Origin of the sequence: Synechococcus sp. Cu2B8-bc1011 (assembly GCF_047302735.1) — a bacterium.
In the GTDB taxonomy this organism is placed as follows: Bacteria; Cyanobacteriota; Cyanobacteriia; order PCC-6307; family Cyanobiaceae; genus Synechococcus_C.
On sequence record NZ_CP138915.1, the window covers coordinates 979,362 to 993,763 of the forward strand.

A 14,402-nucleotide genomic window follows, 5' to 3' on the forward strand; every position below is an offset into this window, starting at 1 on the left:
GAGCTGGAGTCAATGGGCCGTCGCCAAGCGGTAAGGCAGCGGGTTTTGGTCTCGCCATTCCTAGGTTCGAATCCTAGCGGCCCAGTTTTTCCGGATTCCCGGTGTCGTTGCAACCCCTCCTCGTTTTCGATTTCGACGGGGTGATCCTCGACGGGATGGATGAATACTGGTCGAGTTCTCGAGCAGCTTGTCGATCCCTGCTTCAGGGGGTGTTATTGCCGGAGCAAACACCGACCAGTTTTCGTCACTTGCGCCCCTGGGTGCATCACGGCTGGGAGATGGTTCTGATCGCTGCATTGCTTCAAGAGTCAGACGGACCCTTGCAGCGTCTTGGTGTTGATGCTTTCGCCGCTGACTATGACCAACAGCTTCGAGCTGGTCTCGATCGGTTTGGATGGCACTCGTCGCAGCTACAAGACTCCCTTGAGCGGGTTCGTCGTCAGGCCGTGTCTGACGATCGTGCTGGCTGGGTGGCATTGCATCGGCCATTTGATGGGGTGCCTGAGCGTTTGTCGCGCTTGGAGGACGAGGGTGTGGCTTGGTCTGTGCTCACAACAAAAGGGCGTGATTTCACGGCTGAGTTGCTTGAGGCTTTTCAGCTTCGCCCCATGCGTCTTGATGGCAGAGAGTCCGGCCCAAAGCCTGAGGTCTTACTTCGCTTGTGCCGCGAATGGGCGCTGAAGGGTTTTGTGGAAGATCGTCGGGCGACTCTTGAAGCTGTGTTGGAGACACCTGGGCTTGAAGGGCTGAAGTGCTTTTTGGCCGATTGGGGTTATCTGCGTCCAGCGGACCGAGAGGGTTTGCCGGATGGACTTGATTTGCTCTCGACCAGCAAATTTGCATCCCCCTTGGCGATCTGGCTCTGATTCGATAACGTACATGTGTACTAGATGAGACAAGTGGCGCCGGCCGGGGCACTGGATGATCTGTCCAGTGTTGATTCGACTTCAGTTTGCGGAGCTCCCGCCGGCTGTATCGGCGACCTGCGGCACCTGTTTGCTCCTTAACTGTTCATTGCTATGCCAGCCGACGTGAAAGCCGCTCAATCCTCTGCAGGAGATTCCCGTCCGGGCGAGAGGGACAAGGCCTTAGACCTTGTGCTCGGTCAAATCGAGCGAAATTTTGGAAAGGGCTCGATCATGCGTTTGGGGGATGCCTCCCGAATGCGGGTGGAAACCATCTCTACGGGGGCCCTCACTCTTGATCTCGCCCTTGGCGGCGGGTATCCCAAGGGGCGAGTGGTTGAGGTCTACGGGCCTGAGAGTTCAGGTAAGACCACGCTCACCCTTCATGCCATCGCTGAGGTCCAAAAGCGTGGAGGAGTGGCGGCATTCGTTGATGCTGAGCATGCCCTTGATCCTGTTTATGCGGCCTCTCTCGGCGTCGATATCGAGAATCTGCTGGTCTCCCAGCCGGATACGGGTGAGATGGCGCTTGAGATCGTCGATCAGCTGGTTCGTTCTGCTGCGGTCGACATTGTGGTGGTCGACTCTGTTGCTGCGCTGACGCCAAGAGCGGAGATTGAGGGAGAGATGGGGGATTTGGCTGTTGGAGCCCAAGCTCGCTTGATGAGCCAGGCGATGCGCAAGATCACTGGCAACATTGGTAAGTCCGGTTGCACGGTGATTTTCCTGAACCAGCTTCGACTGAAGATCGGAGTGACCTATGGCAATCCGGAGACCACAACTGGCGGCAATGCGCTCAAGTTCTACGCCTCGGTACGGCTTGATATTCGTCGGATCCAAACCCTCAAGCGTGGCACTGAGGAGTACGGCATTAGGGCGAAGGTGAAAGTGGCGAAAAATAAGGTGGCACCTCCGTTTCGCATTGCTGAGTTCGACATTTTGTTTGGGCGTGGGATCAGCACACTCGGCTGTGTTCTCGACTTGGCCGAGGAAACCGGTGTGGTGACGCGCAAAGGGGCCTGGTACAGCTATGAGGGCGACAACATTGGCCAAGGCCGTGACAACACCATCGGTTGGCTCGAGCAAAACCCTGAGGCCAAGGACGCCATCGAAGTGCTGGTGCGTCAAAAGTTGACCGAAGGATCGGAGGTGACGTCGAATTCGATGCGCCCTTTGGCTGCTGCAGCCCGCTCAGCTGCTGCCAAGCCTTCGGCTAAAACTGCTGACACAGTTAAAAAGTCAGTCGCTGATGGAGCCGCTTAGCGGCTCGCAATTTCAGGGGTGCTGCCCGTTGCGGAGCGCTCCTGTATGGAGCTGGCGATTCGTTGAAGTTCTTGAATAGCTTCTGCACCCTCAAATTTCACGAGTTCTCGTCCATTGCGGGATTCGACCCAACTGATCCCGAAGTCGGACACTAGAAAACGCACGAGATGTTGATCGCCGAGTTCGGCTACGAACGATGCGGTGTTGCCGTCGCGGCCATCTCCCTCATCGCAGCTATAGCAGGTGGCAACGATCTCTTGTTTTTGCAGGCTTGAGGCAAGGGCATGAAGGCTCATGACCAAGTCTTGGACGACGGAGCGGTACTGATCGGCAAGGCGTGAAAACATCACGGACGCCCGGAAAACCTTTAGGGATCCTAAAGGTTTTGGCCTGTCCCAGGTCGAGCGGTTTGTTGATGTCCCTCTTTTGGCCTGATGGTTAAGGCGTGTCGGCCAGCGTCCACCAGCCGGCCGCGGGGCCAATGAAGCGCACCACGATCCAAAACACCACCAAGGCTCCGATGCCGATCCAGGCTCCACGGGTTGTTAAAGCAACGAATTGCTGGGATTGACTTCTGGTTAATGGCAGCCAAGCAACGATTCGCTCGCTGTCCTTTGGGTCTGGTTTGCGTTGCTTGGGGGGCAGTCCCTGGCTGTTGCGGCGTCGAGCTTCTCCCATCGAGGCAGACTGATTGGCTTCCATCAAGACTAGGGACGGTGTCAGTCCGGCAACAGTCGCTGGAGTGGAGACCAGGGCTCGAGGGCGCGTAGGACCTGCTTGCCCCAGCTTCGTCCGCGCACCCTTCCATCCAAAATGGCGAGCCGTCCGCCGCTCTGCCGTAGGGGAACGACCGCTGGCACCAGCTTCGCTAGAGCTTCCGGCAGAAGCAGATCGCGGAACCAATCTTTCCCCAGCTTTTTCAGCGACTCCACTCGAGCCGCGGTGAGCGGATCTTCCAAGCTGGACACAGGAAGTAAGGCGACGATGAGCTGATCTAGGGCCGGTAGCTGGTTCTGATGCTCCATCCACCACGACCAACTACAGCAGATCACTCCGTTGACTTCTGGAGCTGTGTCTTGATGAATCACCCTGCTACCAAATTCTCCGGCGAGTTCGGTGGTGAGTTTTTGCCTTAGCCCTCGATCGTCCAGCAACACAAGGGTCAGTCCACGACGGCCAAGAATCAGGCGTCGACATTGATCAAGCAGATGCTCCGCATAGATCGCTGTATTCGGCAAGGGTTGTCGCCTGGGTGCAAACAAGCGCAGCGGCTCCGTACGGATTCGATCGTGGAGCTGGATGTCAACCTTGGCCCCTGACTGCGTCGACCGTTCACCGGTGCGCCTGTTCCGCTCCAGGGATACGCCATCCGTTTGGAGAAGAATCCAGGGGTGTTGCTCCAGCAGACAATGAAGCTGTTGGAGTGGTTCCAAGGGTTGAAGAGTCCAGGTCCATTGCAGCAGGTTTTGGTCGAGGTGCGCCCAGCTGGCCCATTGCGAACTCTGAAGGGTTAGCAATTCAGCCCAGGGCTCAGGTGCCGGACCAAGCAGACCGATTAAGTCGCGCAGGCTCACCAACGCGCTGCTTGGCATTGGGAGGTCGTAAGTGGATCGGCTTGAGGCGGCGAACAATTGGCGGCTGAGGCGTTCGTGCAGATCGAGGAGAGCAGGACCTGCTGTTGGGTAGGCCTGACGCAACCGATCCCAATCCTGGGTTTCGATGCTGAGTTCCATCGCTTGACGCAGATGGTGCGCCAACGATTCCGCTTCGGGAATAATCAACTGATGCGAACGTTTGAAGCCGCGGCGGCGGTGAACGTTGACCAGTTCTGCGGGAGAGAGCAACCACAGTTGCGAGCCGGGAGGAGTAGTGCTGCCGCTCCAACAGGCAAGCCTTAACCCCCCTTGGCGAAGGCGAGGCAGTTCGACTTGAAGGAAGCGTTGCCGTTGGCGTTCATCAAGCACCAGCACGCAGTCTTGGGATTGCAGGCAAAGAGGAACAAGCAAGCCCAGCCACCAGCGATCCCGCTCTCCTGCAGATAATCGGATTCGGGTGCGGTCTTGTCTGCGCAAGCTGCGACCGATCAGGCGGCTGAGCGTTAGATGGTGCTCCCATGGCATCTCCTCGAGATGGAGAAGCTGCTTGAGTTGCTGATGGGCTTGGACTTCCAACATCAGAGGAGCCTAAGCAGGTCTCTGAACTGGTTTGGTTCAGGCGGATCGATCGATCAACATGGGCGAATGAGCGAAATCGATCCGATGGATCAGGGGCAAGGGCCGCAGCCGTGGTCGATCGATCGTGTTGGCGTGGTGGGCATGGGGTTGATCGGCGGTTCGATCGCTCTTGACCTCACCCAGCAAGGGGTTGAGGTGCATGGCCTGGTTCACCGTGAAGTCACCGCCCAAAGAGCCCGTAGTAGAGGGCTTGCTTCATTGATCAGTACGGATCCCAGCTGTCTTCAAGATTGTGATCTGGTCATCCTTGCCCTCCCATTGGAGTCATTGCTGACGCCAGCAGAGAGCCTGCTGAAGGCCCTTCCTGAGCAGGCGGTGGTCACTGACGTGGGCTCGGTTAAGGCAGAGGTTCTGGCGGTTTGGCGCGATCTTCATCCGCGTTTTGTGGGGAGTCATCCCATGGCGGGAACGGCTCAGGCAGGGGTTGATGCCGGCCTGACGGGACTTTTTCGTGACCGTCCCTGGGTGTCGACACCTGAGTCGACGACGGATTCTTCAGCGCTTGAAGTGATTCATCAACTGGCCGTGCGTCTCGGGAGCCATTGGCTGACAGCTGATGCGGCCCGTCATGATCAGGCTGTGGCGCTGATCTCCCATCTGCCCGTCATCGTCAGTGCTGCCCTGTTGCGAGCGGTAGGGGAAGAGCGTGATCCTGCCGTGCTCGATCTCGCGAGGACTTTGGCATCGAGTGGCTTTGCCGACACCAGCCGTGTGGGGGGCGGCAACCCGGCTCTCGGGACTGCAATGGCGTCACGCAACACGCAAGCGGTGCTCCGCTCATTAGCAGCGTATCGCTGGAGTTTGGAGCAGCTCGAGGAAGCGATTCTTGAGGGGCATTGGGCTCAGCTTGAGCAAGAGCTGGAAAAAACGCAGTTGCTACGACCCCAGTTCCTGTCGGATTAGCTGGGTGCTTCAACTGTGCAGCTGAAGGGTTTGGCCGCGTTGCGCTAGCAACTGTCTGCAGGCCATGAGGGCAGACAGAGTGACGCCAGCTGTTCCCTCACCTGGATGAATGGAATCTCCACAGAGCCAGAGCCCAGGCATGGGCGTGCGGCTCGCCAGCCCAAAGGGGCCGAAACGACTGGGAGATTGCCCCAAACCGCCGACAATGCCATTGGGCCGTCCGGTCCAGCGGAGAAAGCCCCGTGGTGTTGCTAACTCCTGATGTCGCCAGGTGTGGTCAGACAAGCTCAAGGCGGCTTCTACTTCCTTGCGAATTTTGGCTTGACAGGCTTTCTTTTTGCTTTGGTACTCGGGTTCTGAGCCTGAGAACCAACCCTTAGGGGTTGTAAACACACTGGCAATCACTGTGGCTTGCCCTTTCGGCGCCCTGCCATCTCCCTCACGGCTGATCGAGATAAACACTGAGCCAGGATCGCTTGCATCCCGTTGGCAATGGCCTGGACAATCGTCCGGTAGAGAGTCCCTGTCGATGGCGCCATAGAACACCAGGGCCCCACTGGGAGCCTCGAGCTCCCTGAGATGTTGGCGATAGGGCGCCGGCATGGGGTTCTGGTCAGCGCTGCCTTCAGGAGCCATGAGTTCAGGGAGGCACTGAGGAGGGAGCGAGCAGATGACATCGTCAGCTCGAAAGATCTGCTCCTTTCGGCCTGGTCCTTCAACGCGCAGTTGCCAGCCCGAACCATCGGAGTTGTGTTGCAGCTGCTGCACGCGGTGACCAAGAAGCAGGCTTCCTCCATCGCGCTTCAACCCAGACGCCAGCAGTTCACTCAGCACCTGCATCGATCCATGAAGATGCCAGAGGCCAAGAGGGGCTTGGGTCATTTGCAACACCGTCGCTCCATAAAGCGCTGCGGTTTGATCGGCGGGTTGTTGGGAGTAGAGCCTGAGCTGTAGATCGAGAAAGCGACGCAGGCGTTGATCACTGCCGCAGCCAGTCAGGGTTAAAAGGTCTGTGACTGTGCAGAGACTTAGAGGGGCGCTGAGCAGATTTCCTGGATTGATCGCAGCAAGCGTTTGCTGGAAATCCCAGCCATTGCGAATCGGTAAAACAGGGTCGGAAGCCGCAAATCGCCAATTGCTTCGGTGCAGAAAACTGCAGAGCTGCCAGAACCTTTCGCTGCCTGGAAATTGCTGTTGTCGTTCCTGCTGCCAGCGCAGGGGGGCGTGCCAAAGGCGCACTGGGGTGGTTCCATCGGCCAGGTCGACCACGCAGCCTGGATCAAGCAGCTCGGCCTCAGGTAAGGGCAGATCTAGATGTTGAAAGATGCGGGCGTGGCTGCCACCAGGCTCGAGGCCTGCCACTTGGGTGGCTCCGACATCAAAGGTGTAATCACCGCGACGGAAGGTCCCTGCACAACCACCCGGCTGAGAATGCGCCTCTAAAAGAGTGACTGAAACACCGTCGCGTGCCAGCAGGGCCGCTGCAGTGAGTCCAGCGATGCCCCCGCCGACCACGATTACGTCGTCGCGTTTTTGCATCGAGTCATGCTGACAGCTGAGTGAGGAGGATCGTGAATGCGAACGCAACTGCTTGAGGCGTTGCAGAACGATTGGGGTCCGCTGCAGGGCTGCCAGTGCAAGACCCTCGAGCCTGTTGGTAGTGCCTCGACTTGGCGTGCTGACTTGTCAGATGGGAGATCGTTATTTCTCAAGCTGGCATCGCCAGCCATGCTCAATGCTGAAGCCCGGGGGCTCCGCTCCTTACAGCAATGGGCTGACTCCACGCTTCTGTTGATCCCGGATCCGCTTGGGATTGTCCCGGTGGGAGAGCTTGCTGCTTTGATCTTGCCTTGGCTGGAGTCTGGGCGAGGGGATCAATACGACCTTGGTCGAGGCTTGGCCCTCCTTCATCGAAGGTCTGCGGACGCAGGGATCGATCGATTTGGTTGGGATGAAGAAGGATTTATCGGCTTAGGTCCGCAACCAGCTGGGTGGTTGACGTCTTGGGGTCACGCTTTTGTGACCTTGCGGCTCACCCCCCAACTTCAGCTGGCATCAACATGGGGCGTGGCTCTGGATCAACTCGAACCTTTGCTTGCTGCAACACAGGTTTGGTTGGATCAACATGAGCCCCATCCCTGTCTCGTTCATGGTGACCTGTGGGGAGGAAATGCCTCAGTGCTCGCAGATGGACGGGGAGTTTTGATTGATCCAGCCTGTTGGTGGGCTGACCGGGAGGTTGACTTGGCGATGACTCGCTTGTTTGGAGGATTCAGCGCCCGATTTTACGAGGGCTATCAACTGGAATGGCCCTTAAACCCTAGTTATAACGAGCGAATTGAGGTCTATAACCTCTATCACTTGCTGAATCATGCCAACATTTTTGGTGGTGCCTATAAACAACAATGCCTCACGGCATTGAATGCCATGAGGTCATTGTTGTTGTGACTGAGAGAGACAATGAAGCAGGCTTCAGCCGAGGTATTCACTGCGCATGGTTTGAACGCGATTCATTAATGCGGTTCTCTTTTCACTTGTGGTCAGATTTTCCCAGCTCCATTGGCCAACCACGACAACGCCGAGCAGCTCAAGTAGTCCTGGCACGACAGGAAGAAGAGCAATGGTATCGAGAATGCCCTTAATCAGAATTTGGGCAACGATGACCGCTGCAAAAATTCCAACGACTTTGCCGATAAGACTGGCTTTGCTCCAGTCCATCTTGCCTAAGGTCTCGTTGACTTTCCCGAGAATCTCGCTGTAGAACTCAGAGAAGTTAGTGGTTTCTGCGCTGTTGGATGGTTCGCTGAATGCCATGAGGTCAATGGTGTTGTGACTGAGAGAGGAAATGAAGCAGGCTTTAGCCGAGGTATTCACTACGCATGGTCTGAACGCGATTGACTAATGCGGTTCTCTTTTCACTTGTGGTCAGATTTTTCCAGCTCCATTGGCCAACCACTACAACGCCGAGCAGCTCAAGCAGTCCTGGTACGACAGGAAGAAGATTGATGGTGTCGAGAATGCCCTTAATCAGAATTTGAGCAACGATGACCGCTGCAAAAATTCCAACGACTTTGCCGATACGACCGGCTTTGCTCCAGTCCACCTTGTCTAGGGTCTCGTTGACTTTCCCGAGAATCTCGCTGTAGCGCTCAGAAAAGTTAGCGGTCTCTGCGCTGGTGGATGGTTCGCTGGTGTCAGCGGTCCAAGTTGAATCACTCGTCGGGGTGGTGGACTCCTCGCTCATGTAACTAATGCCTAAGGCAGATTTTGGCTGAGAGTATCGGTCTTTCTTCACAAGCGCCATCCCAGTTGCTCATTGGTGCGGAATGTCTGATGGTTCTCCGTCATGATCTTCTGGCGCAAGCACCTGCGGAAGGCTGTGCCTTGTTGCTCGGGCAACGCCATGACGCTCCCGATTCAGCTTCAGACGAATGGCGCGTGCAGTTGATCTGGCCTTGCCGAAACATGGTGGAGCAGCAAAACCATGATCGTTTTGAGCTGGATCCTCGCGAGCAAATTGCTGCGCAACGGTGGGCCCGCTCGCGCTCATTCAAAGTACTTGGCAGTGCCCATTCCCATCCAACAGCTTCCCTTGTTCCCAGTCGCAGAGATCGTCTCTGGGCTGTGAGTTCTGGACTGATGCTGATCATGGGAAATAACCATGAGGTAGCGGCTTGGTGGCTGGAGGTGGAGGCTCCCCGTTGCGCTCTCGCCGAGGTGCATCCACTGTCAATTCAGGTCATGGGTGAGACTCCTCTGAAGTCCTTCCCAGGAGAACTGGGGATTCGCCATGACGGAAGCGGGGGGTACTCCTCAGCTCAGTGGAGAGGAAAAGACCAGATATGCCCGCCACATCACGCTCCCAGAGGTGGGCGTTGAGGGACAGCAGCGTTTAAAAGCTGCCTCCGTGTTGTGTATTGGTGCAGGTGGGCTTGGGTCTCCACTTCTTCTTTATTTGGCGGCCGCTGGGGTTGGTCGCATTGGGGTTGTGGATGACGACATTGTTGAGCCCTCCAACCTGCAACGTCAGGTGATCCATGGCACTGGAACGGTGGGGCAGACCAAAACGTCATCAGCGCGCTCTCGAATTGAAGACCTCAATCCTTTGTGTCGGGTAGAGGACCATTGCGTTCGCTTGTCCGCGAACAATGCACTTGAGCTCTTTGCTGCGTATGACGTGGTGGTTGATGGAACGGATAATTTCGCCAGTCGGTATTTGATTAACGACGCCTGTGTCTTGACCAAGCGACCATTTGTTTATGGCTCAGTCCAGCGCTTTGAAGGACAGGTGAGTGTGTTCAATCTCGGGAGTCAGTCACCGGATTATCGAGACCTGGTGCCAGAGCCGCCGCCGCAAGGACTTGTGCCCTCCTGCGCTGACGGTGGAGTGATGGGCGTGATGCCTGGCTTGATTGGCCTGATTCAGGCCGCTGAGGTCATCAAGCTGATTGCTGGGATTGGAACTCCTCTGGATGGTCGGTTGCTGTTAGTGGATGGCTTATCGATGCGTTTTCGAGAGCTCACGTTGAAACGAAGGCCCAGTCGCGCCCCAATCGAAAAGCTGATTGACTACCAAGCGTTCTGCACGGCCGGATGCTCGATCTCCGGGGGGAATTCAAAGGTGATGACAAGTATTTCTGTGGTGGAGCTCAAGGCACTGCTTGATCAGGACCATGCTTTGGCTTTGATCGATGTCCGAAATCCAGCAGAAGCAGAGGTTGCTGTGATTGCTGGCTCTGAATTGATCCCCTTGGCCACTCTGGAGAGTGAGGAGGTGATCGAGCGAATCAAGGCCATCGCAGCGAGCAAAACGGTTTATGTGCACTGCAAACTTGGAGGACGTTCGGCCAAGGCCGTGGAACTTCTCGCAACCCACGGCATTGATGCAGTCAACGTGCAAGGTGGGATTGATGCCTGGTCAGAGCAGATTGACCCCTCCGTTCCGCGTTACTGAGCCCAACGATTAGTAGTCAACACCGCGCTTGAGATCAACGCCCTGCTCGGCGTAGTGCTTGTGGCACACCATCTCTGAATGGACGCTCGCAAGGTCGAAATAGGCTGGTTGATGTTTGCACCGGCCGGTAATGATCACCTCCGTCTCTGTTGGCTTACGGAGCAAGGCCTGAACGATGGGCTCCACCGGAAGAAGTTCGAGATCCACGGTGGGATTCAACTCATCGAGGATTACGGTTTTGTAGAGGCCACTCGCGATTGCAGCTCGCGCAATTTCCCAGGCTCGCTCTGCTTCCACGTAGTCGATGGGTTGTTGCTGTCCACGCCACACGATGGCATCACGTCCTGAGCGAAGGTGATCGACCAAGTGGGGATAACTTTCACGCAAGGCTGCGATCGCTGCGTCTTCGGTGTACCCACTGCCTCCTTTGAGCCATTGGAGGATCAGAACGCGATGGCTCTTGTCTTGGCTAATTCCTCTGCCGATCGCTTGAAGAGCTTTCCCGAGGGCACTGGTGGATTTCCCTTTCCCTTCACCGGTGTAAATCTCGATGCCGCCTGGCGTTAGAAACGACAGCGCGGCGTTGTTATCGACCTCCGGGCGTCGGTGAGCGCGCATCTCAGAATGAAGATCTGCGATCTCCACTAATGGGCGTGGAGCTCCTCGCCCGGTGACGATGATTTCCATGCCTTCAGGGCGGCTCTTCAGGGACCGGATCACGTCTTCGGTTTCTAGTAAGCCGAGATCCAGCACTGGATTGAGTTCATCGAGAACGACAACGGAATACAAAGCACTCGCAATGGCTCCTTTGGCGATATCCCAGCCCCGTTGAGCTTCCTGTCGGTCGAAGCGTTTCACCTCATCCACACTGAAATAGTCTCCCCTTCCTGTTCGAACCTGATCAATCAAGTGGGGGAAACCCTGCTGCAGCGCTTCGATCGCGGCATCTTCGTCGTACGCCCGTCCCGGACCTTTGAGGAATCGAAGCAACAGAACTCGGGTGCGTCTTTGCTCGCAGATCCCAAGCCCGATGGTGCGCAGTACAACACCTAGGGCTGCTTGGCTTTTGCCCTTGCCCTCTCCGTCATAAACATGAAGCTGACCAAGGCTGCGCTCGCGGCTGTCTGCAGCGGTGACGATTCCTACGCCGCGGTTGCTGCGTGCACGGTTGGTTTGTGATGTACCGGATGAGACTGCATCCATTGGCAGCAAAAGGATGAGTCTTCTTACGCTGGGAGCATACAGAGATTTGAAGCGAAGGCAGTGACCAACGTGATGTTCCGACAGCTCGAATCTTTGTCAGAGCTGGAACATGACGTCTTGGAGCGTTTGCGTGATTCCTTGGCGTCTCAGCAGCACGTGTGTGTGGCCTATTCGGGAGGTGTCGACAGCAGCCTCGTCGCAGCGATTGCTCATGAACAGCTTGGTGAGCAGGCCTTAGCGATTACGGGCGTTTCGCCCTCCCTAGCGCCCCATCTCCTCTTGGAAGCGCGCCAGCAGGCGGACTGGCTTGGGATGCGACATCAGGAGGTGTCTACCCTTGAGCTTGAGGATCCTGATTACTCCAGTAATCCTCGGGATCGTTGCTATGCCTGCAAGCGAGAGCTGCATCGCCATCTCGCTCCGATTGCTGCTGAAGCCAATGGCGCCCTTGTCCTTGATGGGGTTAATCAGGATGATCTTGGAGATCATCGCCCTGGGATTGCGGCAGCGAAGGAAGCTGGTGTTCGCTCTCCTCTAGCTGAACTTGGCATCACGAAGGCGACCGTTCGCCGTTTGTCTTGGGCGCTGGGTTTCCCTTGGTGGGATAAGCCTGCGCAGCCTTGCCTTGCCTCCCGCTTCCCCTACGGAGAATCAATCAGTCGTGAACGTCTACAGCGGGTTGGACAGGCAGAGGCCTGGTTGATTCAGCAGGGATTCGATCAGGTTCGGGTGCGTAGCCAAGGACTGGCCGCTCGGGTGGAGGTTCCAGAGGAGCGAATGACCGATCTTTTGCAGCCCTCGCTGCGGCGAGAGCTGGTGAAAACCCTTCTCAGTTTTGGTTTCACCTCGGTGAGTGTGGATGTGGAGGGCCTGGTGAGCGGCAAGCTCAATCGCGTGTAGTCGATCGATCAGTCGTTCACTTCGTTACGACTGTGGCGCTGGTTGCTCACTCTGAATAGTTTTTATCAAGACGAATACTGTTTTGTGGCACTGCATCAATCCCGTCATCATCTCCGTGACAGTGAGGAGCAGGCGATGGTTGATGCCATGCTCACCCCTCTGCCAAAGCATCATTTTCCTGGAGCAGGGCGCGAAGGGAATTCCACAGTGCAACTTTTGAAAGAGGAGTTGCTTCTTGATGGCAATAGTAAGCAGAACTTAGCCACGTTTTGTCAGACCTATCAAGCACAAAGTGCGATGGAGTTGATGACCATTGGGGTGGACAAGAATCTGATCGATAAAGATGAATATCCTCAGACGGCTGAGCTTGAGAGTCGTTGCGTCTCGATGATGGCCGACTTGTGGAATGCGCCTGGCGCCGCAGTTGGATGCTCCACGATTGGCAGCAGTGAAGCAGCCATGCTTGGCGGGATGGCCGCCAAATGGCGTTGGCGCAAACGTCGCGAGGCTGCAGGCTTGCCAACAGATAAGCCCAATATGGTGTGTGGAAGTGTGCAGATCTGCTGGAAGAAGTTTGCGCGTTATTGGGATATTGAAATGCGTGAATTAGAGATGCTTGCTGGTGAACTGTGCATCAGCCCTGAGCGCGTTCTTGAGGCTGTGGATGAGAACACGATTTTTGTTGTACCCACGCTTGGTGTGACCTATCACGGCCTCTATGAGGACATTGAGTCGATTAGCAAGGCGTTGGACGATCTTCAGGCACGTACGGGTCTTGATGTACCGATTCACGTGGATGCGGCAAGTGGTGGCTTTTTGGCTCCGTTCTGCGCACCGGATCTCCCCCTTTGGGATTTTCGCTTGGAACGCGTGAAATCCATTAATGCTTCAGGTCATAAGTTTGGGTTGGCGCCCCTTGGTGTTGGCTGGGTTCTCTGGCGCAGCAAGGAAGATCTGCCTGAAGAGCTTGTCTTTCATGTGACGTATCTGGGTGGGGACATGCCGACATTCCAGATCAATTTTTCAAGACCCGCTGGTCAGGTGATTGCTCAATATCACGAATTTGTGCGTTTAGGTCGAGAGGGCTATCGAATGCTGCACATGGCCAGTCATGCCAATGCGCAGTATTTCGCGGAACAATTAAAGGAGATTGATCTTTTCAGAATCATTCATGACGGTGCCCCAGACCAGGGTATTCCGACTGTGGTTTGGACTCTGGATGACAATCCGAAGCATGGGTTCAACTTGTATGACTTCGCTGATCGCTTGCGAATGCGGGGATGGCAGGTGCCTGCCTATCCCTTCACGGGCGAACTTGAATCAACCGCATTCCAGAGGATTTTGGTGAAGCGAGATTTCACTCGCGATATGGCAGACCTGCTGCTGGAAGACATTAGGCAAGCCATTCAACATTTCCAAAAACATCCGATTACGAGCAATCTTGCCGCCGCAGAGGGGGCTTCTTACAACCACCTCTGAACTCAGGTCAGGCACTTAGGCAGCGATCGGGATGGCCGGCATTCGCTCGGTAGTTCCTAGCGCTGCCGGTGTTTCCCGTAGGAAGCTGCGCAGTGCATGACGACCAGCCGATAGTTCTTCGGACAGCACTTCACAGGCTTTCTCCGGCATCGTGTGGTCTCCACAGGTGAAAACATCCACGGCTGCATATCCGTTTTCAGGCCAGGTGTGGATCGAGATGTGGGATTCAGCCAGAAGAGCCAGACCCGTGACCCCTTGGGGTTCGAAGCGGTGTGTGATCAGGTTGAGCAGAGTTGCACCAGCACGTTGGGCTGCTGTCGTGATGGTGTCTCTCAGAAAAGTTTCGTCGTCGAGCTTTGAGGGATCGCAGTCATAGAGCTCGAGAATGCAGTGTTTGCCAACCATGTCGGTTGCACTGGTGTCGGTTGCACCGCTTTGGGTCGCGCAGCTGTTCGCAGCAACAGAGCTGATGTTTGTCGTGCGCTCTGTAGTCGCCCATCCCGGGTTGGGGTGCAGGCTGGACAAGGACTGCTCCATCAAGATTCTTGATGCAAATGGCCC

Annotated in this window: 16 protein-coding genes and 1 tRNA gene; 9 read left to right on the forward strand and 8 right to left on the reverse strand. The window is 56.1% G+C overall.

All coding sequences use genetic code 11. The features are described 5' to 3' along the window. The first annotated feature begins 13 nt into the window (after positions 1 to 13). From SIC18_RS05010 to recA, 3 genes are all read left to right on the forward strand, one after another. Positions 14 to 85, forward strand: a tRNA-Gln gene (locus SIC18_RS05010). 16 nt (positions 86 to 101) lie between these two features. Next, on the forward strand, positions 102 to 866 hold the full coding sequence (locus tag SIC18_RS05015) for an HAD family hydrolase (RefSeq protein ID WP_048347913.1): 765 nt from the start codon (positions 102 to 104) through the stop codon (positions 864 to 866). 153 nt (positions 867 to 1,019) lie between these two features. Beyond that, positions 1,020 to 2,168 (forward strand): recombinase RecA, encoded by a 1,149-nt coding sequence (gene recA, locus SIC18_RS05020; RefSeq protein ID WP_048347914.1) that lies wholly within the window; start codon positions 1,020 to 1,022, stop codon positions 2,166 to 2,168. On the opposite strand, the gene SIC18_RS05025 is transcribed toward recA, so the two are convergent. From SIC18_RS05025 to SIC18_RS05035, 3 genes are all read right to left on the reverse strand, one after another. Beyond that, positions 2,165 to 2,515 (reverse strand): DUF1815 family protein, encoded by a 351-nt coding sequence (locus tag SIC18_RS05025; protein ID WP_413430316.1) that lies wholly within the window; start codon positions 2,513 to 2,515, stop codon positions 2,165 to 2,167. The genes recA and SIC18_RS05025 overlap by 4 nt on opposite strands. 91 nt (positions 2,516 to 2,606) lie before the next feature. Then, entirely contained in the window at positions 2,607 to 2,846 is a 240-nt protein-coding gene (locus tag SIC18_RS05030; RefSeq protein ID WP_048348460.1) for a DUF2839 domain-containing protein, read from the reverse strand. A gap of 41 nt (positions 2,847 to 2,887) precedes the next feature. After that, positions 2,888 to 4,342 (reverse strand): helicase, encoded by a 1,455-nt coding sequence (locus SIC18_RS05035; RefSeq protein ID WP_413430317.1) that lies wholly within the window; start codon positions 4,340 to 4,342, stop codon positions 2,888 to 2,890. Between the two features lie 84 nt (positions 4,343 to 4,426). Between SIC18_RS05035 and SIC18_RS05040 the strand changes: the two genes are divergently transcribed. After that, positions 4,427 to 5,305, forward strand: a complete 879-nt coding sequence (locus SIC18_RS05040; protein WP_048348461.1) for a prephenate/arogenate dehydrogenase — start codon at positions 4,427 to 4,429, stop codon at positions 5,303 to 5,305. A gap of 9 nt (positions 5,306 to 5,314) precedes the next feature. Here SIC18_RS05040 and crtD read toward each other — a convergent pair whose 3' ends face one another. Beyond that, the gene (gene crtD, locus SIC18_RS05045; protein ID WP_413430318.1) at positions 5,315 to 6,844 is read right to left on the reverse strand and encodes a C-3',4' desaturase CrtD; all 1,530 of its coding nucleotides are present in this window, start codon (positions 6,842 to 6,844) and stop codon (positions 5,315 to 5,317) included. A gap of 36 nt (positions 6,845 to 6,880) precedes the next feature. On the opposite strand from crtD, the gene SIC18_RS05050 reads away from it, so the two are divergent. Then, a complete protein-coding gene (locus SIC18_RS05050) occupies positions 6,881 to 7,753 on the forward strand; it encodes a fructosamine kinase family protein (protein ID WP_048347918.1) in 873 nt (290 codons plus the stop codon). Between the two features lie 24 nt (positions 7,754 to 7,777). Here SIC18_RS05050 and SIC18_RS05055 read toward each other — a convergent pair whose 3' ends face one another. After that, a complete protein-coding gene (locus SIC18_RS05055; RefSeq protein ID WP_048347919.1) occupies positions 7,778 to 8,119 on the reverse strand; it encodes a CAAD domain-containing protein in 342 nt (113 codons plus the stop codon). Positions 8,120 to 8,162: 43 nt separating this feature from the next. After that, positions 8,163 to 8,549, reverse strand: coding sequence for a CAAD domain-containing protein (locus SIC18_RS05060; RefSeq protein WP_048347920.1), 387 nt, complete (start codon positions 8,547 to 8,549; stop codon positions 8,163 to 8,165). Between the two features lie 89 nt (positions 8,550 to 8,638). Here SIC18_RS05060 and SIC18_RS05065 point away from each other — a divergent pair, with 89 nt between their 5' ends. Both SIC18_RS05065 and moeB read left to right on the forward strand, forming a co-directional pair. Then, positions 8,639 to 9,184, forward strand: coding sequence for a M67 family metallopeptidase (locus SIC18_RS05065; protein ID WP_245407204.1), 546 nt, complete (start codon positions 8,639 to 8,641; stop codon positions 9,182 to 9,184). Further along, positions 9,096 to 10,259, forward strand: coding sequence for a molybdopterin-synthase adenylyltransferase MoeB (gene moeB, locus SIC18_RS05070; RefSeq protein ID WP_048347922.1), 1,164 nt, complete (start codon positions 9,096 to 9,098; stop codon positions 10,257 to 10,259). Before SIC18_RS05065 ends, moeB begins: the two co-directional genes overlap by 89 nt. Positions 10,260 to 10,268: 9 nt before the next feature. Here moeB and SIC18_RS05075 read toward each other — a convergent pair whose 3' ends face one another. Further along, positions 10,269 to 11,462, reverse strand: a complete 1,194-nt coding sequence (locus SIC18_RS05075; protein ID WP_250394836.1) for a cob(I)yrinic acid a,c-diamide adenosyltransferase — start codon at positions 11,460 to 11,462, stop codon at positions 10,269 to 10,271. 72 nt (positions 11,463 to 11,534) lie between these two features. Here SIC18_RS05075 and larE point away from each other — a divergent pair, with 72 nt between their 5' ends. Then, positions 11,535 to 12,362 carry an ATP-dependent sacrificial sulfur transferase LarE gene (larE, locus tag SIC18_RS05080; protein WP_413430319.1) on the forward strand — a complete coding sequence of 276 codons (828 nt, stop codon included), beginning with the start codon at positions 11,535 to 11,537 and terminating at the stop codon, positions 12,360 to 12,362. 84 nt (positions 12,363 to 12,446) lie between these two features. Next, positions 12,447 to 13,841 carry a glutamate decarboxylase gene (locus SIC18_RS05085; RefSeq protein WP_048347924.1) on the forward strand — a complete coding sequence of 465 codons (1,395 nt, stop codon included), beginning with the start codon at positions 12,447 to 12,449 and terminating at the stop codon, positions 13,839 to 13,841. Between the two features lie 15 nt (positions 13,842 to 13,856). Here SIC18_RS05085 and speD read toward each other — a convergent pair whose 3' ends face one another. Further along, positions 13,857 to 14,378, reverse strand: coding sequence for an adenosylmethionine decarboxylase (gene speD, locus SIC18_RS05090; protein WP_048347925.1), 522 nt, complete (start codon positions 14,376 to 14,378; stop codon positions 13,857 to 13,859). Positions 14,379 to 14,402 lie beyond the last annotated feature (24 nt).